The organism is Rheinheimera sp. KL1, assembly GCF_001275035.1.
Classification (GTDB): domain Bacteria; phylum Pseudomonadota; class Gammaproteobacteria; order Enterobacterales; family Alteromonadaceae; genus Pararheinheimera; species Pararheinheimera tangshanensis.
The window spans coordinates 240,796-265,609 of the sequence record NZ_LAMX01000012.1; the positions used below are offsets into that span (position 1 = coordinate 240,796).

General features: G+C 45.4%; 26 protein-coding genes. 9 read left to right on the plus strand and 17 right to left on the minus strand.

The features are described 5' to 3' along the window. Window positions 1-34: 34 nt before the first annotated feature. Window positions 35-712 carry a ribonuclease T gene (gene rnt / locus WH43_RS06170; RefSeq protein WP_053423758.1) on the plus strand — a complete coding sequence of 226 codons (678 nt, stop codon included), beginning with the start codon at window positions 35-37 and terminating at the stop codon, window positions 710-712. Between the two features lie 63 nt (window positions 713-775). On the opposite strand, the gene WH43_RS06175 is transcribed toward rnt, so the two are convergent. Further along, entirely contained in the window at window positions 776-1,114 is a 339-nt protein-coding gene (locus WH43_RS06175) for a Grx4 family monothiol glutaredoxin (protein WP_053423759.1), read from the minus strand. Between the two features lie 225 nt (window positions 1,115-1,339). Between WH43_RS06175 and WH43_RS06180 the strand changes: the two genes are divergently transcribed. The 4 genes from WH43_RS06180 (at window position 1,340) to WH43_RS06195 (ending at window position 6,894) form a co-directional block, all read left to right on the plus strand. Then, entirely contained in the window at window positions 1,340-1,924 is a 585-nt protein-coding gene (locus WH43_RS06180) for a Fe-Mn family superoxide dismutase (protein ID WP_053423760.1), read from the plus strand. Window positions 1,925-2,155: 231 nt separating this feature from the next. Further along, window positions 2,156-4,078, plus strand: a complete 1,923-nt coding sequence (locus WH43_RS06185) for a PrkA family serine protein kinase (protein ID WP_053423761.1) — start codon at window positions 2,156-2,158, stop codon at window positions 4,076-4,078. A gap of 21 nt (window positions 4,079-4,099) precedes the next feature. Next, window positions 4,100-5,368, plus strand: a complete 1,269-nt coding sequence (locus tag WH43_RS06190) for a YeaH/YhbH family protein (RefSeq protein ID WP_053423762.1) — start codon at window positions 4,100-4,102, stop codon at window positions 5,366-5,368. 23 nt (window positions 5,369-5,391) lie between these two features. Further along, window positions 5,392-6,894, plus strand: a complete 1,503-nt coding sequence (locus WH43_RS06195; RefSeq protein ID WP_286049521.1) for a SpoVR family protein — start codon at window positions 5,392-5,394, stop codon at window positions 6,892-6,894. Between the two features lie 122 nt (window positions 6,895-7,016). Here WH43_RS06195 and WH43_RS06200 read toward each other — a convergent pair whose 3' ends face one another. Together WH43_RS06200 and WH43_RS06205 are read right to left on the minus strand one after the other, a co-directional pair. Further along, window positions 7,017-7,988, minus strand: a complete 972-nt coding sequence (locus WH43_RS06200; protein WP_053423764.1) for a sensor domain-containing diguanylate cyclase — start codon at window positions 7,986-7,988, stop codon at window positions 7,017-7,019. Then, the gene (locus tag WH43_RS06205) at window positions 7,989-9,020 is read right to left on the minus strand and encodes a response regulator (RefSeq protein ID WP_053423765.1); all 1,032 of its coding nucleotides are present in this window, start codon (window positions 9,018-9,020) and stop codon (window positions 7,989-7,991) included. Window positions 9,021-9,165: 145 nt separating this feature from the next. On the opposite strand from WH43_RS06205, the gene tpx reads away from it, so the two are divergent. Together tpx and WH43_RS06215 are read left to right on the plus strand one after the other, a co-directional pair. Next, window positions 9,166-9,774 carry a thiol peroxidase gene (tpx, locus tag WH43_RS06210; protein WP_053423766.1) on the plus strand — a complete coding sequence of 203 codons (609 nt, stop codon included), beginning with the start codon at window positions 9,166-9,168 and terminating at the stop codon, window positions 9,772-9,774. A gap of 121 nt (window positions 9,775-9,895) precedes the next feature. Next, entirely contained in the window at window positions 9,896-10,384 is a 489-nt protein-coding gene (locus tag WH43_RS06215; RefSeq protein WP_053423767.1) for an Hsp20 family protein, read from the plus strand. Here WH43_RS06215 and WH43_RS06220 read toward each other — a convergent pair. From WH43_RS06220 to WH43_RS06285, 14 genes are all read right to left on the minus strand, one after another. Then, on the minus strand, window positions 10,381-11,130 hold the full coding sequence (locus WH43_RS06220) for an alpha/beta fold hydrolase (protein ID WP_053423768.1): 750 nt from the start codon (window positions 11,128-11,130) through the stop codon (window positions 10,381-10,383). The genes WH43_RS06215 and WH43_RS06220 overlap by 4 nt on opposite strands. 3 nt (window positions 11,131-11,133) lie before the next feature. Further along, on the minus strand, window positions 11,134-11,514 hold the full coding sequence (locus tag WH43_RS06225; RefSeq protein WP_082335698.1) for an MAPEG family protein: 381 nt from the start codon (window positions 11,512-11,514) through the stop codon (window positions 11,134-11,136). 150 nt (window positions 11,515-11,664) lie between these two features. Next, window positions 11,665-12,309 (minus strand): adenylate kinase, encoded by a 645-nt coding sequence (gene adk, locus WH43_RS06230; RefSeq protein ID WP_053423769.1) that lies wholly within the window; start codon window positions 12,307-12,309, stop codon window positions 11,665-11,667. A 465-nt stretch (window positions 12,310-12,774) separates the two neighbouring features. After that, window positions 12,775-13,485, minus strand: a complete 711-nt coding sequence (locus tag WH43_RS06235; RefSeq protein WP_053423770.1) for a DUF3379 family protein — start codon at window positions 13,483-13,485, stop codon at window positions 12,775-12,777. Continuing rightward, the gene (locus WH43_RS06240; protein WP_053423771.1) at window positions 13,478-14,041 is read right to left on the minus strand and encodes a sigma-70 family RNA polymerase sigma factor; all 564 of its coding nucleotides are present in this window, start codon (window positions 14,039-14,041) and stop codon (window positions 13,478-13,480) included. Before WH43_RS06240 ends, WH43_RS06235 begins: the two co-directional genes overlap by 8 nt. An 86-nt stretch (window positions 14,042-14,127) precedes the next feature. After that, a complete protein-coding gene (locus WH43_RS06245) occupies window positions 14,128-14,769 on the minus strand; it encodes an HvfX family Cu-binding RiPP maturation protein (RefSeq protein ID WP_286049525.1) in 642 nt (213 codons plus the stop codon). A 268-nt stretch (window positions 14,770-15,037) separates the two neighbouring features. Then, window positions 15,038-16,969 carry a molecular chaperone HtpG gene (gene htpG, locus WH43_RS06250; RefSeq protein ID WP_053423772.1) on the minus strand — a complete coding sequence of 644 codons (1,932 nt, stop codon included), beginning with the start codon at window positions 16,967-16,969 and terminating at the stop codon, window positions 15,038-15,040. Between the two features lie 286 nt (window positions 16,970-17,255). Continuing rightward, on the minus strand, window positions 17,256-17,858 hold the full coding sequence (gene recR / locus WH43_RS06255) for a recombination mediator RecR (protein ID WP_053423773.1): 603 nt from the start codon (window positions 17,856-17,858) through the stop codon (window positions 17,256-17,258). Between the two features lie 18 nt (window positions 17,859-17,876). Next, window positions 17,877-18,212: a YbaB/EbfC family nucleoid-associated protein gene (locus WH43_RS06260; protein ID WP_053423774.1), complete on the minus strand. Its 336-nt coding sequence runs from the start codon at window positions 18,210-18,212 to the stop codon at window positions 17,877-17,879. Window positions 18,213-18,288: 76 nt separating this feature from the next. Continuing rightward, window positions 18,289-20,481 (minus strand): DNA polymerase III subunit gamma/tau, encoded by a 2,193-nt coding sequence (dnaX, locus tag WH43_RS06265; RefSeq protein WP_053423775.1) that lies wholly within the window; start codon window positions 20,479-20,481, stop codon window positions 18,289-18,291. 90 nt (window positions 20,482-20,571) lie between these two features. Next, the gene (gene apt, locus WH43_RS06270) at window positions 20,572-21,120 is read right to left on the minus strand and encodes an adenine phosphoribosyltransferase (protein ID WP_053423776.1); all 549 of its coding nucleotides are present in this window, start codon (window positions 21,118-21,120) and stop codon (window positions 20,572-20,574) included. Between the two features lie 271 nt (window positions 21,121-21,391). Beyond that, window positions 21,392-22,129, minus strand: coding sequence for an HvfC family RiPP maturation protein (locus tag WH43_RS06275; protein WP_053423777.1), 738 nt, complete (start codon window positions 22,127-22,129; stop codon window positions 21,392-21,394). A 1-nt stretch (window position 22,130) separates the two neighbouring features. Continuing rightward, window positions 22,131-22,919 carry an HvfB family MNIO-type RiPP peptide maturase gene (locus tag WH43_RS06280; protein WP_053423778.1) on the minus strand — a complete coding sequence of 263 codons (789 nt, stop codon included), beginning with the start codon at window positions 22,917-22,919 and terminating at the stop codon, window positions 22,131-22,133. 115 nt (window positions 22,920-23,034) lie between these two features. Next, window positions 23,035-23,346, minus strand: coding sequence for an HvfA family oxazolone/thioamide-modified RiPP metallophore (locus WH43_RS06285; RefSeq protein ID WP_046520580.1), 312 nt, complete (start codon window positions 23,344-23,346; stop codon window positions 23,035-23,037). 150 nt (window positions 23,347-23,496) lie between these two features. Between WH43_RS06285 and WH43_RS06290 the strand changes: the two genes are divergently transcribed. Both WH43_RS06290 and WH43_RS06295 read left to right on the plus strand, forming a co-directional pair. Next, window positions 23,497-23,850 (plus strand): TraR/DksA C4-type zinc finger protein, encoded by a 354-nt coding sequence (locus WH43_RS06290; RefSeq protein ID WP_053423779.1) that lies wholly within the window; start codon window positions 23,497-23,499, stop codon window positions 23,848-23,850. Window positions 23,851-24,045: 195 nt separating this feature from the next. Then, window positions 24,046-24,333 (plus strand): hypothetical protein, encoded by a 288-nt coding sequence (locus WH43_RS06295; RefSeq protein ID WP_053423780.1) that lies wholly within the window; start codon window positions 24,046-24,048, stop codon window positions 24,331-24,333. Window positions 24,334-24,814: the final 481 nt, after the last annotated feature.

The window sequence follows — 24,814 nt, forward strand, 5'->3', positions numbered from 1 at the left end:
TAATGCCTGCCTATCTTATCAGGACACAGGTCTTATGACTCAAGCTTTACATCCGTTAGCACAACGTTTTCGTGGCTACTTCCCTGTTGTTATCGACGTCGAAACCGCAGGCTTTAATGCAAAAACAGATGCATTGTTAGAAATCGCTGCAACTTTGTTGACTATAGACGAAAAAGGCATGCTTGTTCCAAGCCAGACCTTGCATTTTCATATTGAACCTTTTGAGGGGGCAAATATGGAAGCCAGCTCCTTAGCTTTTAATGGCATAGACCCCTACAACCCGCTTCGTGGCGCAGTTTCAGAGCGGGAAGCTCTGACCGAAATTTGCCGGGCTGTACGTAAAGCGCAAAAAGATGCCGACTGTCAACGAGCTGTAGTGGTGGCTCATAACGCAGCTTTTGATCAAAGTTTTTTAAATGCAGCCATTGATCGAATTAAATTAAAACGCTCGCCTTTTCACGCTTTTGTATCCTTTGATACCACGACTTTATCTGCGCTGGCTTTAGGTCAGACCGTTCTGGCAAAAGCTTGTAAACAAGCAGGTATTGATTTTGACAACAAAGAAGCACACAGCGCTTTGTATGACACAGAACGTACCGCTGAATTATTCTGCTACATAGTCAATCGTTGGCATCAACTTGGCGGCTGGCCCCCACCTATGCTAATGGATGACTGTGAACAGGAAGAGAGCACGGAATCCGACCCGGCTTAATTCACTCTCTTCTTTAGAAACACAAAAGGCAGCTTGCGCTGCCTTTTTGCTTCAAACACTACATTATTCTGCGCTTTCGCTGTTGTACTTAGCAGCCGTTTCATTAATCAGCGGCTGCAACTCACCACGCTGGAACATTTCCAGAATAATGTCACAACCTCCAATCAGTTCTCCTTCAACCCATAGCTGCGGGAAGGTTGGCCAGTTGGCATATTTTGGTAATTCAGCACGGATATCCGGGTTTTGCAGAATGTCGACAAATGCAAAAGGTTGACCACATGCAATCAGGGCTTGAGACGCCTGAGCTGAAAAACCGCAACTCGGTAATTTTGGCGAACCTTTCATATAAATGATAATTGGATTATCAGCCAACTGTTGTTTAATTTTCTCAATGGTTTCCATCTTCAGCCTCTGGCACTACTGGGTTTAAAAATTTGTCTCATTTTACGCTGTGTTTACTCATTTCGCACTTGAGATTTTGCAATACGCCCCAAGAATATGGGAAGCAGACTACTGCATTGCAATAAACTCTGATTGTGAAATTTACGACTAAAACTTGAGTAATTTAGTCGGGTTTTGTAGTCTACGCGATGCAGACCCCATAAACAACGCCTACGGAGAACGACAATGGCTTTCGAATTACCAGCATTACCTTTCGCAAAAGACGCATTATTACCTCACATCTCTCCTGAAACTCTGGATTATCACCATGGCAAACACCATAATGCCTATGTGGTGAAATTAAATTCACTGGTTGAAGGTACTGAATTTGCTGGTAAGTCTCTAGAAGACATCATCCGCACTTCTCAAGGTCCTGTATTTAACAATGCAGCTCAGATTTGGAACCACACTTTTTACTGGAACTGCTTATCACCAAATGGCGGCGGTGAACCAACTGGTGCTTTAGCTGCTGCTATCACGGCACAATGGGGCTCTTTCGCTGCATTCCAAACTGCTTTCAACGACAAAGCAGTCAATAACTTTGGTTCAAGCTGGACCTGGTTAGTGAAAAAAGCAGACGGTTCTTTAGATATCGTCAATACCAGCAACGCTGGCACGCCACTGACTGATAGCTCAGTAACACCTCTGATGACGGTGGATTTGTGGGAACATGCGTACTACATCGATTTCCGTAATGCACGTCCAACCTACCTGAATGCATTCTGGGCATTAATCAACTGGGAATTTGCTGCGAAAAACTTCGCAGCTTAATATTCAGTTGTTGTAGATCCTCAAGCCCGGCTCGCCGGGCTTTCTTTTTTGTTCCGAATTAAAAACCAGAGGCTCTACGCTGGGCTCCCACCTGTTCTGTGCACGCATCGCTACAAAAAAAATTCATATTTTTCTGTGAATTAGTTGAGCGAAGCGCTTTTTTACTGTCTAACCTTACATCAGTGGCTTTATTTGTATTCAGTTCCCACAGACCAGTTTCGGAGGTGCACTATGGGCATTTTTGAGCACTACAAATCCAGATATGAAGCAGCTAAAGAAGAGGAATACAGCATCCAGGAGTATCTGGAGCTGTGTAAAAAAGATAAAAGTTGCTATGCCAGCGCAGCCGAGCGCTTGTTAATGGCCATAGGTCAGCCTGAGCTGATTGATACAGCCCAAGATCCCAAACTAAGCCGATTATTTTCCAACAGAGTGATAGCTCGTTATCCGGCTTTTGCCGAGTTTTATGGCATGGAAGATGCGATAGAACAAATAGTCTCCTACCTGAAGCACTCAGCTCAGGGCTTGGAAGAGCGCAAACAAATTTTGTATCTGCTAGGCCCTGTAGGTGGTGGTAAATCATCTTTGGCCGAAAAGTTAAAATCGCTGATGCAGCAGGTTCCTGTCTTTTACATCAAAGGCTCACCGGTGTACGACAGCCCTTTGTGTCTGTTTGACGTCAATGAAGATGGCACTATTCTGGAGCAGGAATACGGCATTCCCAAACGTTACTTGAAAACCATTATGTCGCCATGGGCCAGTAAACGCCTGCATGAATTCAACGGCGATATCAGCCAGTTTAAAGTGGTAAAAAAATACCCTTCGATTCTGGATCAGATCTGTATTGCTAAAACTGAGCCTGGTGATGAAAACAATCAGGACATCGCGTCCTTGGTAGGTAAAGTCGATATCCGTCAGTTGGAGCACTTTGCCCAAAACGATCCGGACGCCTACAGCTATTCAGGCGCTTTATGCCGTGCCAATCAGGGCCTGATGGAGTTTGTTGAGATGTTTAAAGCACCAATTAAAGTGCTGCATCCTCTGTTAACTGCAACCCAGGAAGGCAATTACAACGGTACTGAAGGCCTTGCCGCCCTGCCCTTTGAAGGCATTATTCTGGCACACAGCAACGAGTCGGAATGGCAAACCTTTCGCAACAACAAAAACAACGAGGCCTTTTTAGACAGGGTGTATATTGTCAAAGTGCCTTATTGCCTGCGGGTGTCTGAAGAAGTCAAAATTTACGAAAAACTGCTGGAACACAGTGAGTTAAAAGTCGCACCTTGCTCTCCTGCGACTTTAACCTCGCTGGCGCAATTTGCGGTGTTATCACGGTTAAAAGCGCCGGAAAATTCCAGCCTGTATTCTAAAATGCGGGTCTATGATGGCGAAAGCTTAAAAGACACAGACCCCAAAGCGAAGTCTTATCAGGAGTACCGCGATTACGCTGGTGTGGACGAAGGCATGTCGGGTTTATCCACCCGTTTTGCCTTTAAAATTCTATCCCGGGTCTTTAACTTTGACTCGACCGAAGTGGCCGCTAACCCTGTGCATTTGTTTTATGTGCTGGAGCAGCAAATAGAGCGGGAGCAATTCCCGTCCGATGTGGCTGAGCGTTATCTGGAGTATTTAAAAGGCTATTTAATTCCCAAATACATCGAGTTTATCGGCAAAGAGATTCAAACCGCTTATTTAGAGTCTTACTCTGAATATGGCCAGAATATTTTTGACCGTTATGTCATTTATGCCGACTTCTGGATCCAGGATCAGGAATACCGTGATCCGGAAACCGGTCAGCTGTTTGACAGAGCGGCGCTGAATGCTGAACTGGAGAAAATTGAAAAGCCTGCGGGCATCAGCAATCCCAAAGATTTCCGCAATGAAATCGTCAATTTTGTTTTGCGGGCTAAAGCCAAAAATAATGGCAAAAATCCTACCTGGACCAGCTATGAAAAACTTCGCACTGTGATAGAGAAAAAGATGTTCTCCAGCACAGAAGAGCTGTTGCCTGTGATTTCGTTTAATGCCAAAACCTCCACCGACGATCAGAAAAAACATGATGATTTTGTCGACCGGATGATGGAGAAAGGCTACACCCGTAAACAAGTGCGCTTACTAAGCGAGTGGTATTTACGGGTTCGCAAATCACAGTAAGGTCAAAGCCCCGGAGGTTGTATGGCGCATTTTATTGACCGACGCTTAAATGGCAAAAACAAAAGTGCTGTCAACCGACAGCGCTTTATTCGCCGCTACAAGCAGCAAATTAAACAAGCTGTGTCCGATGCCATCAGCAAACGCAGTGTCACTGATATCAACAACGGTGAAAAAGTCTCTATTCCCGGCAAAGACATTACCGAACCTTTTTTCCATCAAGGCCAGGGCGGCCACAGAGAGCGGGTGCATCCTGGTAATGACCAATTCAGCCCTGGCGATAAAATCAAACGGCCTCAAAGCGGACAAGGGGCTGGTTCAGGCCAGGGCGATGCCAGCACAGATGGCGAAGGCGAAGACGAATTTGTGTTCTCAATCTCCAAAGATGAATATCTGGATTTGTTATTTGAAGATTTAGAACTGCCCAATCTGAAAAAAAATCAGCTGGATAAGCTGGTGCAATACAAAAATGTGCGGGCTGGTTTTCGCTCTGAAGGCGTACCTACCAATATTGATATAGTGCGGTCCTTACAAGGCTCACTCGCGCGCCGCGTGGCTATGACTGCTGGTAAAAAACGTGAACTGCATGAACTGGAGGCCAAATTAGCCTTAGTCGAAGCAGAGCCTGTGCCTGACCAGCATCAGTTGATGGCACTACGCGAACAGATAGCGCTGCTTGAAAAACGAATAGATGCAGTGCCTTTTATCGACAGCTTTGATTTACGCTTTCGTAATTTCCAGAAACGGCCTGAACCTACCAGTAAGGCGGTGATGTTTTGCCTGATGGATGTATCCGGCTCTATGGATCAGGCGACCAAGGACATGGCCAAACGTTTTTATATCCTACTTTATATGTTTTTAAGCCGCAGCTATAAAAATGTCGAAGTGGTGTATATCCGCCACCATACCCAGGCCAAAGAAGTCGACGAGCAAGAGTTTTTTTACTCACAAGAAACAGGCGGCACTATAGTCTCCAGTGCGCTAAAGATGATGGAAGATATAGTCAAAGACAGATATGACCCGGCCGAATGGAATATCTACGCTGCTCAGGCCTCAGACGGCGATAACTGGGCAGATGACAGCCCGCAATGTGCCGATTTATTAGCGCAGCAAATATTGCCTTTTGTGCGCTATTACGCCTATATCGAAATTACCCCACGGCCGCATCAGAGCTTGTGGCTTGAGTATGAAAAATTGCAGCAGAGTTTTGATAACTTTGCCATTCAGCCGATACGGCAAGTCGCAGACATTTATCCTGTATTTCGCGAACTTTTCAAAAAACAGGCCGCTTAGCTACTGACTTCAGGGAGTTGCTTATGTCTTCTGCCACACAAAAACAACCTTTATCCGACGGCCCGGACTGGAGCTTTGAATTATTAGGCCAGTATCAGGCAGAAATTGAACGGGTCGCCAAACTATACAAACTGGACACCTACCCCAACCAGATTGAAGTCATTACAGCCGAACAAATGATGGATGCCTATTCCAGTGTTGGCATGCCCATTGGTTATAACCATTGGTCGTACGGCAAAAAATTTATTCAAACCGAACAAAACTACAAACGTGGCTTTATGGGGCTTGCGTATGAGATTGTGATTAACTCCAATCCTTGTATTGCCTATCTGATGGAAGAAAACACCATGACGATGCAGGCGCTGGTGATGGCGCATGCCTGTTACGGTCACAACTCTTTTTTTAAAAACAACTACTTATTTCGTACCTGGACGGATGCGTCATCCATTATCGATTACCTGGTGTTCGCCAAGCAGTACTTAAGTCACTGTGAAGAGAAATACGGTATCAGTGAAGTGGAAGATATGCTGGATTCTTGTCATGCGCTGATGAATTACGGCGTAGACAGATACAAAAGACCACAAAAAATTTCGATGGATGAAGAGCAAAAACGTCAGAAAGACCGTGAAGCTTATCTGCAATCTCAGGTGAATCAGCTGTGGAAAACTATCCCGAACAAAGACGATTTATCGGCAGAGCATGAGTACCGTTTTCCATCTGAACCTCAGGAAAACATTTTGTATTTTATTGAAAAAAATGCGCCGCTGCTCAAACCCTGGCAACGTGAAATAGTGCGTATAGTACGCAAAATTTCGCAGTATTTTTACCCACAAAAACAAACCCAAGTGATGAATGAAGGCTGGGCTACCTTCTGGCATTACACCATATTGCAGCATCTGTATCAGGAGAACTTAGTTACAGACAAGTTTATTCTGGAAGTGCTGCATAACCACACCAATGTGGTATTTCAGCCTGAATACCACAGTAAATATTACTCAGGCATTAATCCTTACGCTCTGGGCTTTGCCATGTTTACCGACTTGCGCCGCATTTGCGAACACCCAACCGCAGAAGACAAAGAATGGTTTCCGGATATCGCAGGCTCGGACTGGCTGGAGACGTTGCATTTTGCGATGCAAAACTTTAAAGATGAGAGTTTTATCAGTCAGTACTTATCACCCAAAGTGATCCGTGATTTCCACTTATTTGCCATCACAGACGATGATCGAGAGAGTACTTTGGAGGTCTCTGCTATTCACAATGCAGAAGGCTATCAACAGATCCGTCAAACCTTATCCGCACAATACAACCTAAGTACTATTGAACCCAATATCCAGGTGTACAGCGCCGATATTACCGGCGATCGCAGTTTAACCTTGAGATTTGTTCCGAATCAGCGGATCCCGCTGGCTGATAATTTCCAGCAGGTACTAAAGCATGTGCACCGGTTATGGGGCTTTAATGTGCAACTGGAGCAACTCAACGAGGATGGTAGCGTAAAACTTTTAGGCAGTTGTCCGCTGTAATACGGGATCAGAGCCTTGGCTCTGCTCCTCATATCAAGATGCCAGTGAAACTCCCGATCCAGCTTAAACTACAAAAAGCAGCTCCAAGGGCCAGAAAACACGCGAAGCCATGTGGTGTTAGATCAGAGTGGCTCTGATCCGCTGGCTTTCGTAATGCGATTACGCCCAGCGGCTTTCGATTGATACAAAGCCTTATCCGCTGCTTCCAGCCAGTCACGATATTCACCCATATCTTCATGGTATTCAGCGACACCAATACTAACGGTGACCCGCAGCACTTGCTGATTGTATTCGACCGCCATAGCTTCTACATTTTTGCGTAAACGCTCAGCAAAAAACATCGCTTGGTCGACTGTAGTATCCAGCAGTAAGACAGCAAATTCTTCTCCGCCATAACGGCCAGCCACATCGGTACTGCGCAGATTTTTTTTCACAGCAGCAGCAACCTGTTGGATCACCGCATCACCAGCGGAATGACCATAGGTATCGTTCACCCGCTTAAAATGGTCGATGTCGCACATCAACAAGGTACTGTGATGACCACTACGCTGAATACGCTTGTACTCTTTTATCAGTGCCTCTTCCCAGAAACCTCTGTTATTTAAACTGGTCAGAAAGTCGGTTTTGGACAAAGTACGTAACTGCCCGTTCATCGACTCGAGCTCTATACGACTCACCGCCACATCAGTGACATCATAAATAATCAGACAAAGATGGGTGACTTTCCCCATAGTATCGGTCAGCGGGAATATGGTGCTATTTTGATACATATATTCCGCTGAGCCTGTAATGGGCCGATAGTTACGGAATTTGAAAATATAAGGCCGCTGTTCCCAGATGGTGAAGGCACGGTTCTTCAATAAAATCACTGGATCGCATTTGCGTCTGAGCCAGTCTTCATCAATTTCGGAGAATAAATCAAACAGGTATCTGTCGCGAACCTGACGAGGCGTCAGACCGCTGTGGTTCTCCATAAAACCGTTCCACACCTGAATGCGGTAATCAGCGGACAACACCACCAGACCGACGTCAACCGTCTGGAACATGTCCATCAACCAGTGAATTTCGGATACTTCTACGTTGCTTTGTGACATTTAATCTTCCAGCAGGAATTCGACTTTATAATTCAGCGTTTTAATACTATCTTCGGTAAACAACAGTAATAAATCGCAGCTGATATTATAGTTTTCAATACCGTAGCTGATTTCTATCGCTAAAGTACGGCGCCAACGTCTGGCATTGGCTTTAATCAGTTCACTGACAGGCGCATGCTGCCCTAATACCACAGGATGGCCCTGACTAAAGGTCATATCAATTTGTTCGGCCAGTCCTTTTAATACAGCGCCAATCAGAATATTGGCGATGTCCATTAATAGCTCCAGCTCCACTTTAGTAGTCAGCTCACCGTCGTATTGCATCAGCCGGGCTATATCAACAAAACTAGAGTCATTGAGTATCAAAAGTGCCTCACCAGCGACACCACCGCCAATAAAGCCCTGGCAGACTGCTGAGGTGTTTTCTTTTTGCTCTACAGAAGCAATGGCCATATGCAGTTCACTGACTTCAATGACGTTTACATTTGGAATAGGTAGTTTGACAAACACCTTCAGCAGACGCGCCAGCAGATCACCGGCCTGGCCCATGGCCACATTACTCAACTCCTGAAATACATCACGTAAATCGTTAGAAAGTACAAAAGATCCGGTATTTTTTACTGCTGCGACCTTGGGTTCAGTTTTGGCTTGCTCTTGCTGCTGAATAGTTTTTTGTTCAACCAAACCCAACACATGATTTAGCTTATTTTGGTCGACGGGTTTTTTTATAAAGTCTAAAGCGCCGTAAGATAAAACCCGCTCACGGGCTTCAGGCTGAATATCACCGGACACCACTATAGTTTTGACGGACAGCTGTTGTTGCTGAATAGCAGCAAGTACCTGATATCCATCCAATATAGGCATATTTAAATCGAGGAAAAGTAAGTCTATCGACTGGCGCTGCAAAATATCCAACGCTTCCCCACCATGACCAGCAAATTGGATATTTTGCTGCCACTCTGCAGGTAAAGCCCGCGCCATTTGCTTGCGGGCAAGGTTGGAATCGTCACATATCAAAACTGCTGCTACCATTTACGGCTCACTTCACGTATTGTTATTTTCCAGTGTAGTCAGAAAGATGGCTCTGCGCTAACCCTGTGTAGTATCTGACAAAAAATAAACAACACCTACTGTTTTTTTCACTTTCAACCGTATTAACAATCTGGGAGACATGTGAATGTCGTCAAATCTGATAAAAACCATCGTTTTTAGTTTAATCCTAAGCCCTGCTACCTGGGCCGTCGATTTAAATGCACAGTTGCCAAGCCGTTTATCTGAAGTAAAAGCCGGTAACAAGGCTGTGGAATTGCAAGGTCATCAGGTGCAGTTACAACAACAGGCGCCAGATTTTCAGGTGGTAGACGAGAAATTTAAAACCATCAGATTAAGTGACTTTAAAGGCAAAACTATATTGATCAGTGTAGTACCCAGCGTCGACACTGGCATTTGCTCGCTACAAACCAAAAGATTTAATCAGGAAGTCAGTAAAGTGTCGGACGATGTGGTGATGATGACCATCTCTACCGATTTGCCATTTGCGCAAAAACGCTACTGTGCTCAGGAAAAAGTTGATCAGTTACTGGTGTTATCCGACGCTGTCTGGCGCGATTTTGGCAGTAATTACGGCTTACTAATTAAAGATATGGGCATTCTGGCTCGCGCCGTATTAATTATTGATGCTAAAGGGAATTTAGCCTATCAGCAGTTGGTTCCAGCTCTGGCGCAAGAACCTGATTACGCACACAGCATGGCTGCTCTTGCGCAAATAACTGGCAAAAAATCTTAAAGCCCAGTATTGAAAACTCTCTAAGTGCACATATTGAGTAAGCAGGTGCCATCCGGCACCTGCTTACATTGCTCGTTCAATTGAAGAGCAGAACAGATTATTTGCCTTAGAGGATTTGATTATGAACACTTTAGACTTTACCCCATTTTATCGCTCATTTATTGGTTTTGATCATTTAGCCAACCTGATGGATGCCGCTGCCCGCAATGAAAAACAGCCGGCTTATCCGCCATACAACATAGAGGTGACAGGTGAGGATCAGTACCGCATTACTATGGCTATAGCTGGCTTTGATGAAGCAGAGTTATCTATTGAAACCGAACATAATAACTTAGTGGTGCGTGGTCAGAAAGCTGATAAAACCGAAGGTCGCCGCTTCCTGCATCAAGGCATTGCGGAACGTAACTTTGAGCGTAAGTTCCAGTTGTCAGATTACATCAAAGTGACTGGCGCTCAGATGAGCCATGGCCTGCTGCATATTGAATTGATACGTGAAGTACCTGAAGCGTTAAAACCACGCAAAATAAGCATTAATCAACAGTCAACAGCCAAAGCTGTGCCTCAGCTGCTGGAAGAAAACTCTAACCTGGCCCAGGTGAGTAATGCTTAAACCTGAAGGCACTGAATAAACTCAAGCAGAAGAGCATTGACTAATGCCGCATCTGTAACGGGCCCCATGTGGCCCGTTTTTACGGTTTGAAACTCAACGCAAGGTAAAGCACCAGCCAGCATGACTGCCAAACGTTGCGCTGATAACTGGCTTTGCTCGCCACTTAACAGCAACACAGGACAGTGAATAGCAGTGGCGTAGTCGATAAGCGTTGCAGGCTCGCCACTTAACGCTTCAAAATCAGCAGCCACTTTCCCCACTTGCGCTGTGAGTTTTTGCTGCATAACATCCGGCAAATGCCTGAAGCACACATCACCTTGCCAGTAATCGATAAAAAGCTCTGCTGCGTCTTTTGGACTTACATTCAGCATATGCTGGCTTAACTGCTGAACCTGCTGATACAAAGCGGGATCTGTGGATTTAAACAAATGAAAAGCCACAGGTTCAAACACTAACACTGCTTTGAAAAGTTCAGGACGAGTGCGCGCCATATGCAAAGCCAATGCACCACCGAAGGAGTGTCCGACCAAAATCACTGAACCTGCCGCTTTTCCGTCCAGCAAAGGCCATAGCTTTTTGGCTTCATCCGCCAGTTGCATAGGCCTTGGGTACTTCTCAGTGTTGCTGCCATACCCAAGCAGATCAGGATTTAATACCTGATACTGCGCTTTTAAGGCTAGCTTCAAACTCTGCCATTGGCGTCCGCTTGACAACGAACTATGTAGCATCAGTACCGTCTGTTGCATCAGTTACTTCATTAATAAAAACACAGCTGCGACAATAAGAGCTGCGAAAGTTGTAATCATTCCGAAGAAACGAGGTGCTGAAGTTCCACTGCTGCGCCACAAGCCTATCGCATGTAACACGCGGCCAGTCAAAGTAAGACCCGCAACCAGATGCACTTGCCAGACGGGGCTCTGCTGCAGTTCGAGCAAGGCAACTAAAATAAGTAAAAACGGCACGTATTCGGCAAAGTTACCATGCATACGTACCGTTTGTAACAACCGGGGTTCTTTGCCAGTTCCCAGGCCAATTCGGTGTTTGAAGCGCTGACGGATCACTAAACCTGCCAATCCCACATACAACAACGCCAGAATGGCGGCATACAAAGATGTAATAGCTAAACTCATACTCACCAACCTTGGGGTTTCTAAAAACTGACCAGTCCACACTCTCTGCAGACAAAACCTAAATTTATGAACTCGCGTGCTTTTAAAAAAATCAAAAAAGTTAGCCATTAAAAAGCCCACTCAAGGTGGCTTCGCCGCAACAACTAATACTTAACCTAACAAGGCTTCAAGTTGTGCACTGACTTGCTCAACAGGCAAGGTACCCATCATATGGTGATATTGGGTGCGACCTTGTTCTGCTTCTTGACGGTAATAACCAACCAGCAGTTCAGTTTGCTCATGGTAAATACCTAAACGTTTGCGTACAGTTTCTTCTTTATCATCTTCACGGATCACTAAATCTTCGCCGGTCAGATCGTCTTTTCCTTCCACTTTAGGCGGATTGTAACTGACATGGTAGACACGACCTGAAGCAGGGTGAACACGACGGCCGCTCATACGCTCAACAATCACATCATCCGGCACGTCAAACTCAATCACGTGATCAACCACTACACCGTTGGCTTTCATCGCATCGGCCTGCGGAATAGTCCGAGGGAAACCATCTAACAAGAAACCTTTAGCACAATCTTCTTTGCTAATACGCTCTTTGACTAAACCAATAATTAAATCATCAGACACCAGTTGGCCTGCATCCATCACTTGCTTTGCAGCCAACCCCAGAGCACTGCCCTCTTTAATCGCAGCACGCAGCATGTCACCAGTCGAAATTTGTGGGATCCCATACTTGTTCATCAGAAACTGCGCCTGAGTTCCTTTACCAGCACCCGGGGCACCCAACAAAATAATACGCATACAAAGATCCTCAATTAACCTGGGATTGATCCATTTGTTATAGGGGATGAATCTTTACATAATGTGCTTCATCAGACAAGGAATTTGTCTGCTTGTCTTACCTGATAAGCCTGAGTCAAGCCTACTTTGGTAGGATAACTTACTACAACAGCCAATTGGGCCAATTAGCAGATGGAAATACAGCTAAAAGATAAAAAAGTTGAATAAACACAGCCAGCTATTCGACTAAGGTCGTGCATATTTACTGCCTCTCAGAGCAACAGCTGCAACCAGAGGTTTGAAGTTAAATTGTAGAACTGCTGAAATAACAACCAGAAAAAATCAAACCTAACCTATTGATAATAAATGAATAAAATTTAAACACTCTAACACTGACAACTAAAAATTGATGGAGATCAATAAAACAAAGAATTTTATAAAGGAAAGCTTCGGAAGCACATAAAGCTCTTCCAAAGCTTTTTACGTTCAGGCTTTAAACTGGAGGTTTTTCAGTAACTGTTGCTCGCCCTGTTGCAGGGTTTCAGCTTTGTCACTGACCATCACCAGAATAGCTTTATGAGTTGCAATGCTGCGCCCCTGATATTTTTCATCATGAAATTGTTCTTCAAAATTCAAAGAGTTTTCTTTAGGAACAACAAAGACCGTCATCAAGCCCTGTTCTGTTTCGACCACCAAATGCAAAGAGCGGGTGCCACGGAAGTTACAATAGTTTGCAAATACCACTGTATAGTCTGAAGAACTAAGCTCTGCATCAAAATCGGCCAGCTTACTATTCACTTCAGACAAAGATAGAGCGGCCATCCTGTGATGCATATAAGGCTCTTCGTGATACACATGAGCCAAAGAATTCTCCCCCAGACTTTGTGAGCCATACAGGAAAAACGACCAGTTCAGCGCAAAGCCCGCTAAAAATGCCACAGAAGCCGCCAACGCAATCAGATTCTGGTAAAAGCGTTTCTGCTGTTGCTGCTTGTGTTTGTGCTGCAGCAACAACAAGGTATTTTCCAGCGTCTTGGGTACAGGAGGGCTTAACACTTGTTTAATATGCTGATCCAGGTCCAACACATCCTGATGAAATTGCTGACTATCCGGATCCTGCTGCAACTGCTGTAGTTGTTCAGGCGTCAAATGATAGGGATCAGTCAGCAAACGACGACGAACTTCTAACTCATCCATTTTTTTGCTCCCTGACACTGTCGTGGCTTAACAAATCCCGTAACTGTTTACGGGCGCGAAATAAACGGGTATTGACTGTATTGAGGTTCAGAGACAGCAATTGCGCTATTTCGTCACCACTAAAACCACCGATAATTTGCAGGATCAGAGGCTCACTATATTCAGGTTCGAGACTCTCAATTTGCTTTAGTAACTGCTGCTGTGAATACAATTGCTCTGGAGTCACCTGGTGCTCATCCAGCAATAAATCCTGCTCTACCTCCTGATACTGAAACTGTTTACGTTCAAAACGTCGGGCGTTTTCATTGCGTAAAATAGTAAACAACCAGGCTTTGGCAGAGGCTTCATTTTGCAGTAAATCAATACTTTTCCAGGCTCGCAAATAGGTATCCTGAACCAGATCCTCGGCAATATCAGCACTACGGCAGAGCCAGCAACTATAACGATATAAATCCGCATGATATAAACGCACCAATTGCATGTAACTGTGCTGACGCTGCTCTTTTTCTGGCGTCTGTTTTTTTACAGTCGCTTTGTCCGTTAACCACCACTTCACATTCGTTGTCCTTGTAGGCAAGACTGCCGTATCCGGTTTGGTCTCCGGTTGTGGCCGCTCACTATAGGACATAGACTGAAGAAAACTCAAGCTGCAGCCTCCTGTGTTGTTGCCACTCCAACGACTTTGCGGCTTAACCAATAATCCAGACTCAGCCAACGCCCTGCCCCGCAGACAACCAATACCAGTAACATAACCAAGTAAGTAGCAGCAAACTCAATGCCGTTGTTAAGCACTACGAATTTGCCACTGGAAACCAGCCAATCATAGTCAGGCTGCTGCTGCAAAATATCATTGACCCTCGTCAATTTATCCGGTGCCGCCATCACAGCTTCGTTATAAAGAACTGTGCCGTCTGCCAGCCAACTGGACGCATCTGCTATCGCCAGCCAGCCGTTTTTAGCGTGCACAGCTCCCATAGCCACCAGCATAGTGATACTTAATCCTAAAGCGGTCATCCGGGTGAATAAACCCAATAGCAGCGCTAACCCACCACCAAGCTCGAACAGAATCACCAGAGATAACATCAGAGCAGGAGCAGGCAACCCTAAACCCCAGTCCGGGTCAGCGAACCAATTTAAGGTACTGTCAAAGTTACGTAATTTAGTCCAGCCCGCCTGCATCATTACCGGGGTCAGGTATAACCTCAGCAACAACAAAGGAATAAAATCCAGTCGCTGCAGCTTCGTCACTAATTTTTGATAAAACAGGATACTTTGGTGTATCACAATCAGGCTCCGCATCATGCTATTGTGATAAGAGACAGGGGGATAGTGGGAAATCTTTCCTCTGACGAAGAAAAAATTACCCGGATCAATTTTTAACAATGCAAAGCATTGGCCCAAAGGGTGAGCGCCATGGATGGCTGCGAATAAAAATTGTCAGGAGACAATTTTTAACAACGCGAAGCGTTGGCCCGCAGGGTGAGCGCCATGGATGGCTGCGAATAAAAAAGCCCCCGCATAGGCAGAGGCTTCTGATGCCTGGGAATGTAGCTTAGGCTTTTTTCGATAAATCCAGCAGCAGCGCGTTTAAGCGGCTGACAAAAGTTGCAGGATTTTTCAGGCTGCCACGCTCAGCTAATAACGCCTGATCCAACAAGACTTCAGCCCACTGTTTAAACTGCTTTTCGTCCTGCACATCGGCAATATGTTTGACCAGTGCATGGTCCGGGTTCAGTTCAAAAATAGGTTTCACGTCCGGCACTTTCTGACCCACAGACTCCATCAGCTTGATCATTTGCGTGCTCATATCGAACTCATCAGTGACAATACAAGCTGGGCTGTCGGTTAAACGATGACTGGTTTTCACGGCTTTAACCTCGTCACCTAAAGCTGCTTTAAAACGTTCAGTCACAGCAGCAAATTGCTTTTCTGTTTCTTCCTGAGCCTTTTTGGTCTCTTCGTCATCCAGCTTGCTGATGTCCAGATTACCTTTGGCAATAGAACGCAGCTTTTTGCCTTCAAAGTCAGTCAGGTGCTGCATTAACCACTCATCAACACGGTCGGACAACAGCAGCACTTCAATGCCTTTTTTACGCAGTACTTCTAAATGTGGACTGTGTTTGGCCGCCTCGTAGCTATCAGCAACGATAAAATAAATCTCGTCCTGACCTTCTTTCATCCGGCTGACATAAGCATCTAAACTGACATTCTGATCGGCTGTCTCGTTATGAGTCGAGGCAAAACGCAGTAGCTTGGCGATAGTTTCTTTATTGGCGAAATCTTCCGCCGGGCCTTCTTTCATCACCTGACCAAACTCAGTCCAGAACGTCTGGTATTCGGTTTGGTCTTCAGCTTTGGCCATTTTCTCCAGCATCTTTAACACGCGTGAGGTACAGCCTTTACGCAGGCTTTGTGTCACTTTGGTGTCCTGCAGAATTTCACGCGATACGTTCAGTGGTAAATCGCTGGAGTCCAGCACGCCTTTGATAAAACGCAGGTAACTTGGCATAAACTGTTCAGCGTCATCCATAATAAAGACGCGTTGTACATAGAGTTTTAAGCCATGACGGGCTTCGCGGTTCCATAAATCAAAAGGTGCTTTTTTCGGAACGTAAAGCAGGCTGGTATAGTTGGTGTTGCCTTCTACTTTGTTGTGACTCCAGCTCAGTGGCTCTGTCCAATCATGTGAAATATGCTTGTAGAATTCCTGGTACTCCGTATCAGAGACCTCAGACTTATCGCGCATCCACAGTGCAGTGGCTTTGTTTACCGCTTTCCAGTAGCCTTCGGTTGCAGGAATTTTTTCACCCTCTTCACCATCGCGCTCTGGAGTCCCTTCTTGATACATCTCTACCGGAATACTGATATGGTCAGAGTATTTAGTGACAATAGACTCAACCTTCCACTGACTTAAAAACTCAGTTTCTTCGTCACGTAAATGCAGAATAATGTCAGTACCACGGCTTGCTTTGACGATAGGAGTAATAGTGTAGTCACCTTCACCTGTAGATTCCCACTCCACCGCTGAATCAGCTGGCGCACCGGCTTTACGGGTTTTGACTGTGACTTTGTCGGCGACGATAAAAGCAGAGTAGAAACCTACACCAAACTGACCAATCAGTTGAGAGTCTTTGCTTTGGTCGCCTGACAGCTGACCAAAAAATTCTTTAGTGCCTGATTTCGCGATAGTGCCCAAATGGCTAATCACTTCATCCTGAGTCATACCAATACCGTTGTCGCTGATGGTAATGGTTTTAGCGGCTTCATCCAGACTGATACGGACTTTCAGCTCGCCGTCATTGTCATACAGGCTGCTGTCTGACAAAGCTAAAAAGCGCAGTTTATCCGCCGCATCTGAGGCGTTGGAGACCAGCTCACGCAGGAAAATTTCTTTATTGGAATACAGCGAATGGATCATCAGCTGCAGAAGTTGTTTGACCTCGGCCTGAAAGCCGTGCTTTTGTTTTTGTACTGTTTCAGTCATATACAGCTCCTTATCTTTCGTGGAATGACTTTCAATTGTGCTGGCAAGGATATGGGTTTAATACCCGCAAATATCAAGGGGGCAATAGCGGCAAAACAAAGAACAAAATGGAGGAGCAGGCAAGTGGAGAAAGAATAAACAAAGCAACGCTGCAAGGACAAAGGTCCTAAGCAAAGGCATTGGAGCTAGAGCGCGGCGGCGAGCAAACGAGTCCCCATGAGCATAGCCGACTATGCGATTGGGGCGAGAGGCGCAGCCAACAAAGCTATAGCTTCAAGGACGAAGCTCAGATGGGTTTGCGGCCACTAAAGGCGTGCGACAGGGTAGTCCCGTCCACATACTCTAAATCCCCGCCCACAGGCACACCATGAGCGATACGGGATACATTAACCTGATATTTTTTACATTGCTCGGCAATGTAATAGGCTGTGGCATCGCCTTCCACTGTCGGATTGGTTGCCAATATCACTTCCTGCACCGAACCAGTACCCAGCTGCTTTTGTAATAAATCCAGACCTAATTCGGAAGGACCTATGCCATCAAGCGGCGATAACTGGCCCTGCAAGACAAAATAACGGCCTTTAAACTGGCCTGTTTGTTCTATGGCAAACTGATCAGAGGACGATGCGACAATACAAAGGCTTTGACTGTCGCTACGCCTCGGGTCTGAGCAAATAGCACATAACTCTGTTTCACAAAAAGTACGGCACTGCTGGCAATGCCCTACTTTCTCCATCGCTACCGCCAAAGCTTTAGACAACTGCATGGCCCCAGCCCTGTTGCGTTCCAGCAACTGCAGAGCAATACGTTGAGCAGACTTTGGACCTACACCCGGCAATATGCGCAAGGCATCGATCAACTGCTGCAGCAAAGGGCTGAATTTATTCATGCGTTTTCAGGCGACCTGTTAAAACGGCATCTTAAAACCAGGAGGTAATTGCATACTGCCGGTTACAGCAGCCATTTTGGCTTTATTGGCTTCCTCTACACGGCGTACCGCGTCGTTAATAGCAGCTGCTACTAAATCTTCAACCATTTCTTTGTCATCCTGCATCAGACTGTCGTCGATGCTGACACGGCGAACATTGTGGTTGCCTGTCATGGTGACTTTCACCAAACCCGCACCCGACTCGCCCGTAACTTCCAGATTAGCCAATTCCTGCTGGGCCTTTTGCATTTTATCCTGCATGGCTTGCGCCTGCTTCATGATATTGCCTAAACCGCCACCACCACCTTTGAACATAACTGTACTCTCTTTAAAAATGACTCTGTTAAACTGGCGACAAGATAATGACTTGAGCCGCAAAATACAAGACGAATTAGTTGACGATAATACTGTCCGGAACTATTTCCGCACCAAAGTCTTTTTGCAGCTGCACCACCCAGGGGTCTTGCTGCAACAACTGCTCAACATAAACAAAACGTTCCCGCTCGATACGCTGCTGAATCGCTACAGGGCATGTATCTACCCAAGGTTGATACTGAATATCCAGCTGAACCGTTTTATGAAAGGCCAAATTCAGCTCTTTAATAATTTCAGTACGCAGCTTTTCTTTGTCCAGATGCTGCTGGCTTTGACAGACCAGCAATTGCACTGTATCTCCTGTCCAGCTAATGGCACTGTGCAACAGATATAAGCGCAATAAACCGCCTAAGTTCAGGCTATCGACTAAAGCAGCCCATTCATCGACCTGAGCGGCAAGACGCACTGAAAAGTTTTCTGCTGTGATCACGCCATCAAAACGGTACTGAGCTTTAGATTCTGGTGCTGCTGTAACTGACTGTTGTTCTGGCACGGGCTCGGGCTGATGTTGCTGCTGAAATTCCTGCCAGGCCCAGTCGGCTGCAAAATCGGCATCCTCTATTGAGGTATCTGACGTATCAGGTTCATCCAGATAAGCGGACATTACCGGTTCTGGCTGTTCAGACACCACAGCAGCCATAACCGGACTATGCTGAATACCAGCTGTCGCTGTCTGAGACGGCTGATTCACCGGGGCTTGCTGCTGTAATACAGGCTGCTGTTGTAGCAAGGGCTGATGAACTGCAGCAGGAGCAGCTTGTGTTCTTTGTATAGCAGCAGGCTCTGCAGCCTTAGCTACAGCGGCAACTGGTTCAGACTTTTTTTCGGTCTGATTCTCCACCGCCCTATCGGCGCTCACAGCATCAACTTTAATGCCACGGCGCGCCAGAATAGAGGCGGCTATACCAGCGGGAGCCGATGGTTGTGTAACTGCAACTTCTGCAGGAACGTGCTGTTCTGGGAGTGTTTCGACTACAACTTCAGGCTCTGATGGCAATGATGCTGCCATATGCAGCTCAGGTTCTGGCTCTTTAGCTGCAGTTTCGGGTAAATTAAACTTAGCTTTGAGTTCAGCCGCATGCGACACAGGAACAGAAGCGCGCATGGCTGGTGTTGTATCAGCAGCTCCTGGCACAAAAGCCACAGCTCGTAATAACGCCATTTCCAGGCCTATACGTGGCTCAGGTGCAAAGGCCAATTCTTTTTTGCCTGAAATCAGTAACTGATAAAATAGCTGCAATTGCTCAGGGCTTTGCTGCTCTGCTAATTGCTGCACAAAAGCACTGTGTTCTGTCACCAAATCAGCGGCCTGCCAGTTAAACTGACTTAAGGCCGCTAAATGCAATAAGGCCAACATATCATCCAGCACATGAGCAAAATGACTGTGCTGCTGCACTAATTGGTCAAGATGCTGTTTCAGCGCAGCTAGATCCCGGTTAATCACCGCAGCTAACAGAAGCTCTGCCCACTGCTGCTCCAGATACCCCAACATATCGCGCACCAGCGGCACTGTGATATTGGCATTACTCTGGGCTATGGCTTGGTCAGTCAGGCTTAACGAATCGCGTAAACTGCCTTTGGCAGCACGAGCTAACAACGCAAGCGCATCTTCCGCTGCCGGAATACCTTCCTGCGCCAATACATAAGATAAGTGCTGTTTAATCTGCTCCGGGCTCAAGGCCTTTAAGCTAAATTGCAAACAACGGGACAATACGGTGACAGGCAGTTTTTGTGGATCAGTCGTCGCCAGCAGAAACTTCACATGTGGCGGTGGCTCTTCCAGCGTTTTCAACAGTGCATTAAAGCTGTGACGCGAAAGCATATGCACTTCGTCGATTAAATAGACTTTATAACGGCCGCGGCTTGGCGCGTACTGCACGTTATCCAGTAAATCCCGGGTGTCTTCTACTTTAGTGCGGGACGCAGCGTCAATTTCCAACAGATCAACAAAAAAGCCCTGATCAATTTCAACGCAGGCGCTGCAGACGCCACAAGGCGTGGAAGTAACACCTGTTTCGCAGTTTAAACTTTTGGCAAAAATACGGGCTATGGTGGTTTTACCGACACCACGAGTACCAGTAAACAAATAGGCATGGTGCAATCTGTTGTGATTGAGCGCATTGGTCAACGCCGTTTTCACATGATCCTGGCCGACCAATTGACCAAAATGTTGCGGTCGCCATTTTCTTGCCAGTACCTGATAACTCATGTCACTTGTGCCTATTTGTTTTAGCTTTTGTACCAGAAGCGACAGCCTTGTTGGCTGCGCGCTGTCACTGCAACGCTGGCTAGGTAGGAACTAATCGCCTGCAAACTCAACCAGACTGTAAAGGTTCAACCCAAGCTTTTCTAAACGAGCTTGTCCGCCTAAGTCCGGCAGATTCACCACAAAAGCAGCGTCTGTCGCTTTGCCGCCTAAACGCTCGACCAAACTGGTTGTTGCAGCAATAGTACCACCTGTAGCCAATAAGTCATCCACTAACAGCACCTTATCACCTGAGACTATCGCGTCTTTGTGAATTTCCAGTGTGTCTTCGCCGTATTCCAGCTGATAGGACTGCGCAATACGTTCACGCGGTAACTTGCCCGGTTTACGAACTGGTACAAAAGGTAAACCCATGGCATAAGCCAAAGGTGCACCAAAAATGAAGCCGCGGGATTCTGTGCCGACAATTTTAGTGAAGCCCTTGTCCTGATATTGTGCTTTAAAGGCGTCTATCACTTTGGCAAAAGCCTCAGCATCCAGCATCAGACTGGTCACATCGCGAAATAAAATTCCTGGTTTCGGGTAATCAGGCACCGCCTTGATCACCTGGCTTAATAAAGCAGAAAGAGATTCTGTCGTCATTCTCAGTTTCCTGATTTGAATTAATAAAAAGGGACAAGCCCTTTGCTTTCCATTGAAAATAGATAAAAAAACCGCCACAAGGCGGTTTTTTTGTCACTCGCGACACTTTAGCTGAAAAAGCGAACCCAGCTGATGATCGGTGGTAAACATAAACAAACCACAAATGCGACTATCAGTAACACTAATTGGCCAATACCAAAAGACTCTTTAAAATTTTCGTCTGCCATAATCTGAGCTCACTCGCTAAAAAGGTGAAACATGGTAATGAATTTTACCGCGCTTGAAAAGCATGCACTATGCCTTTTGCTGCAAAATCAGCCAGCATTTGCTCTGCACCACTAAATAGTTGGTCAGCAGTGAGCTGAGGTACATAAGGCTGCATCTGTGCCACCAGCTCAGCCAAAGTCATACCAGGTTGTTGGCCAAGCAACTGCAGTAACAAGGTCGTCAGTTGATTCAACGCAACAAAGGTAATTTCGTCTTCCTGATTACGATAAATCAGTAAAAAACTTACTTCAGGCTCTGTTGGTTGAAACTCAGCACAAATTTTATGCACCGGGTACTGATAAGCTTGCACCGATACCAGTCCAGACAACTGCAGAGCCTGACGTTTTACATCTGTCAGCCCAGGCCCACCTTGTGCTTTGCATGTTGCTAACTCAAGCTCAAGCCATTCGTAATGAGCCAACTCCAGCATAAATACAGGGTCATGGTTTTGAAGCTGGTACTGCTTTTGTAAAAAATCTAAAAAACTTTGGGCAATGGATAAAAAGAATGGATTCTCGCAGCGATAAAGCGAAAAAAATAACTTTAACTTCTGCTGCCAGGCCTGCTCCGTATATAAAGACTTCAATACAGGAAAAGCACTACTGACAAAACCGGACACATTGTTAAATAATAACTCCCGGTAGACATCCAGCCTTTCCTGCGTTACGTCGGCTGGCTTTTCATTCTGCTCTGGTGAGCACAGATAGGCGACAAACTGCTGTTGAACCTGCTGAAATTTCATATCAGGCCCTGCGTTTTATGGCTGAACCAGAGTGCAGAGAACGGATATGCTCAAGCTCCGCCTGTAACTGCTGCAAATCTGGGATATTAAAATCCCGCTCCAACAAAGTCGGAAATAGCCCATGATGCCGATAAGCTTCAGCTAACAAAGCCCAGACCGGGTCGGCGACATCAGCACCATGCGTATCAATCAGCAACTGATCGTGTTCACGGTAGTGCCCGGCAACATGACCATAAGCAATACGTTGAGTGGGTAAACCTTTTAAAAAGGCTAACGCATCGTAACCGTGATTGACAGAATTGACGTAAATATTATTTACATCCAAAAGCAGTTTGCAGTCGGCCAACTCTAGCACTGCATTGGTGAATTCAAGCTCAGTCAGCTCCTGACCGGGTGCTGCATAATAAGAGACGTTTTCAATCACTAAAGGTTGTTCAAGAATATCCTGCACTATGCGAATACGATCAGCCACATAAATAGCAGCGTCTTCAGTAAAAGGGATTGGCAATAAATCATATAGATGACCGCCGGCAGAACAATAACTTAAATGTTCACTGTAGAGCTTGATTTGATGTTCTTTTAAAAACGCTTTGATTTGACGAATAAAACCGAGATCCAGTGGATCGGGACTTCCCAGAGACAACGACAAGCCATGACAAATAAAAGGATAACGCTCAGTCAGCTGCCGGAATTTTTTTTGATAACTGCCACCATAAGGCAACCAGTTTTCTGGCGCGACTTCAAAAAAATCTATATCCGTGTTTTGCTGCTCCAGCACAGAGCTCAACATTTCACGGCGTAGACCTAAGCCACTTCAGATGGGACCAGACCAAAAAAAGGCATATCAGACATAAGTACTCCTGAAAAGCAGTCAGCCTGAGGATGCAGGCTGACTCATCAGCAGATTAGGCCATGCCTCCGCACTTGCCTTCACCACATTTAGCTTCTTTAGTTTTTTCTTTGTCTTTGGCGTCTTTTTTATCGCCGCCACATTTGCCTTCACCGCATTTGGCTTCTTTGTCTTTAGCTTTGTCCTCACCGCATTTGGCTTCTTTGGCTTTATCAGCACCACAAGAAGCTTCAGCGGAAGCTAATTGGTAACCCGCGTTTAACTGCTCAGCAGAAAACGGATTGGCATTTGCGCTTAAGCTCAGCGTAGATAAAGACCCCAACACTAAAGCACTGACAGCAACAGCAGTAGTTTTATTTGATTTCATAACGATGTTCCTTGTGGGTTGCATTAAGTTGCAAAGAATAGACCCGAATAGTAGTGAAAAAATTTCCTCCCTTTACCTTTTATTGATTTGCATCAGAGCAAGCTTTTCATTTAGGGACCACACTAGCTAAAAATAGCGGAGTTACTTACGATGAGCATAACACCACAAATAGTAGCGAAACAACGATTGGTGGCTGAGTTGTCAGAGCTAGAGCAACAGATCAAAGCAGAGTTACGTTCAGAACAACACCAACTTGGAACGGAACTTTTAATGGTTCTGGAGCAGCACTTGGTTTCATTTTGGCCTGATCTTACTAAAGGCCGTTTGTACTGGCCCTTACAAAAATCGATGTCCAGGTTAGAAGCTGTATTGGCCGCGTTAAGCCAGTTAGAACTCAATATGTATGGAGTTTGTGCCGATTGTGAAAAAAATATAGAACCCGAACGATTACTTCACGACCCTGCAACACAAAGATGCAGCAGATGTCAGTCCTTGTTTAAATAATAAATTACATTTTTTTACATAATAAACATTCTTCATCTGCTGACTTTTATTGTATTACATGTTCTGTAGCGCGCTACGCACTTCCTTTGAGCGGTTGATCTATCCGTTGACTTGTGTCAAAAATCATATCATTCTAGGAAACGTTCTAATAACACTAATTTTATATATTCTACTTTGTATACTAAAGGAGCCAGTATGTTACTAATGAAAACATCCATTGTGTTTGTTTTTTCTACACTTTTGTTAGCAGGATGCCAAACAACGCCGTCAACAAAAACTGCAACGGCAGTGAAAGAAGTAAAGCAAAGTGAGCAAGTCGCTGAAAGCAAAAAAGGCGAATACAGATGCAAAACTGAAACGACAGTAGGTACACGTTTCGGTAAAAAAACCTGCAGAAGTACAGCACAAATTAAACATGACAGCGAAAAAGCAAAAGAAGGTCTGAATCAAGTCAGAAATTGTGCTTATGGCGGTTCATGCTAAGAATGCAGTGTTGACTTTAAAACTGGCAATTTATCAGGCAGTTTGAGTGTAATTAGCTCAGACTTGCTCTGTTAGTTGTCAGCTTTATGTTGTTTGTTTCGTTCAAGTGAAATCTGCTCAACCCCTCCCTATTTTTTCCTTTAATGATCGTGTAACTAGCCCTTCATAGTAATCGATCTGCTTCATGCCGCTATAGAGCGATCGCTTTTTAACTTTCTCCATACCTAGGACTGACAGGTTTTATTCCTTTTATAAAAGCCCTTACCTGGCCATTTGCACGAAAGCTAGGACAACAAACCTCAATGCAGTTATTTGAGCATTCATGCCAGGTATTTATCATTATTGAGTAACGAAGCGTTGTAATTCTGTCTAGATCTCACCCAAACTGATTATCGCGATCTTCAGAGGAAATATCTTAACGTTGATAGTAAAAATCCACCTCCATAGGAGGTGGCTTTGCTTTAGGCCCCCTAGAAGGGGG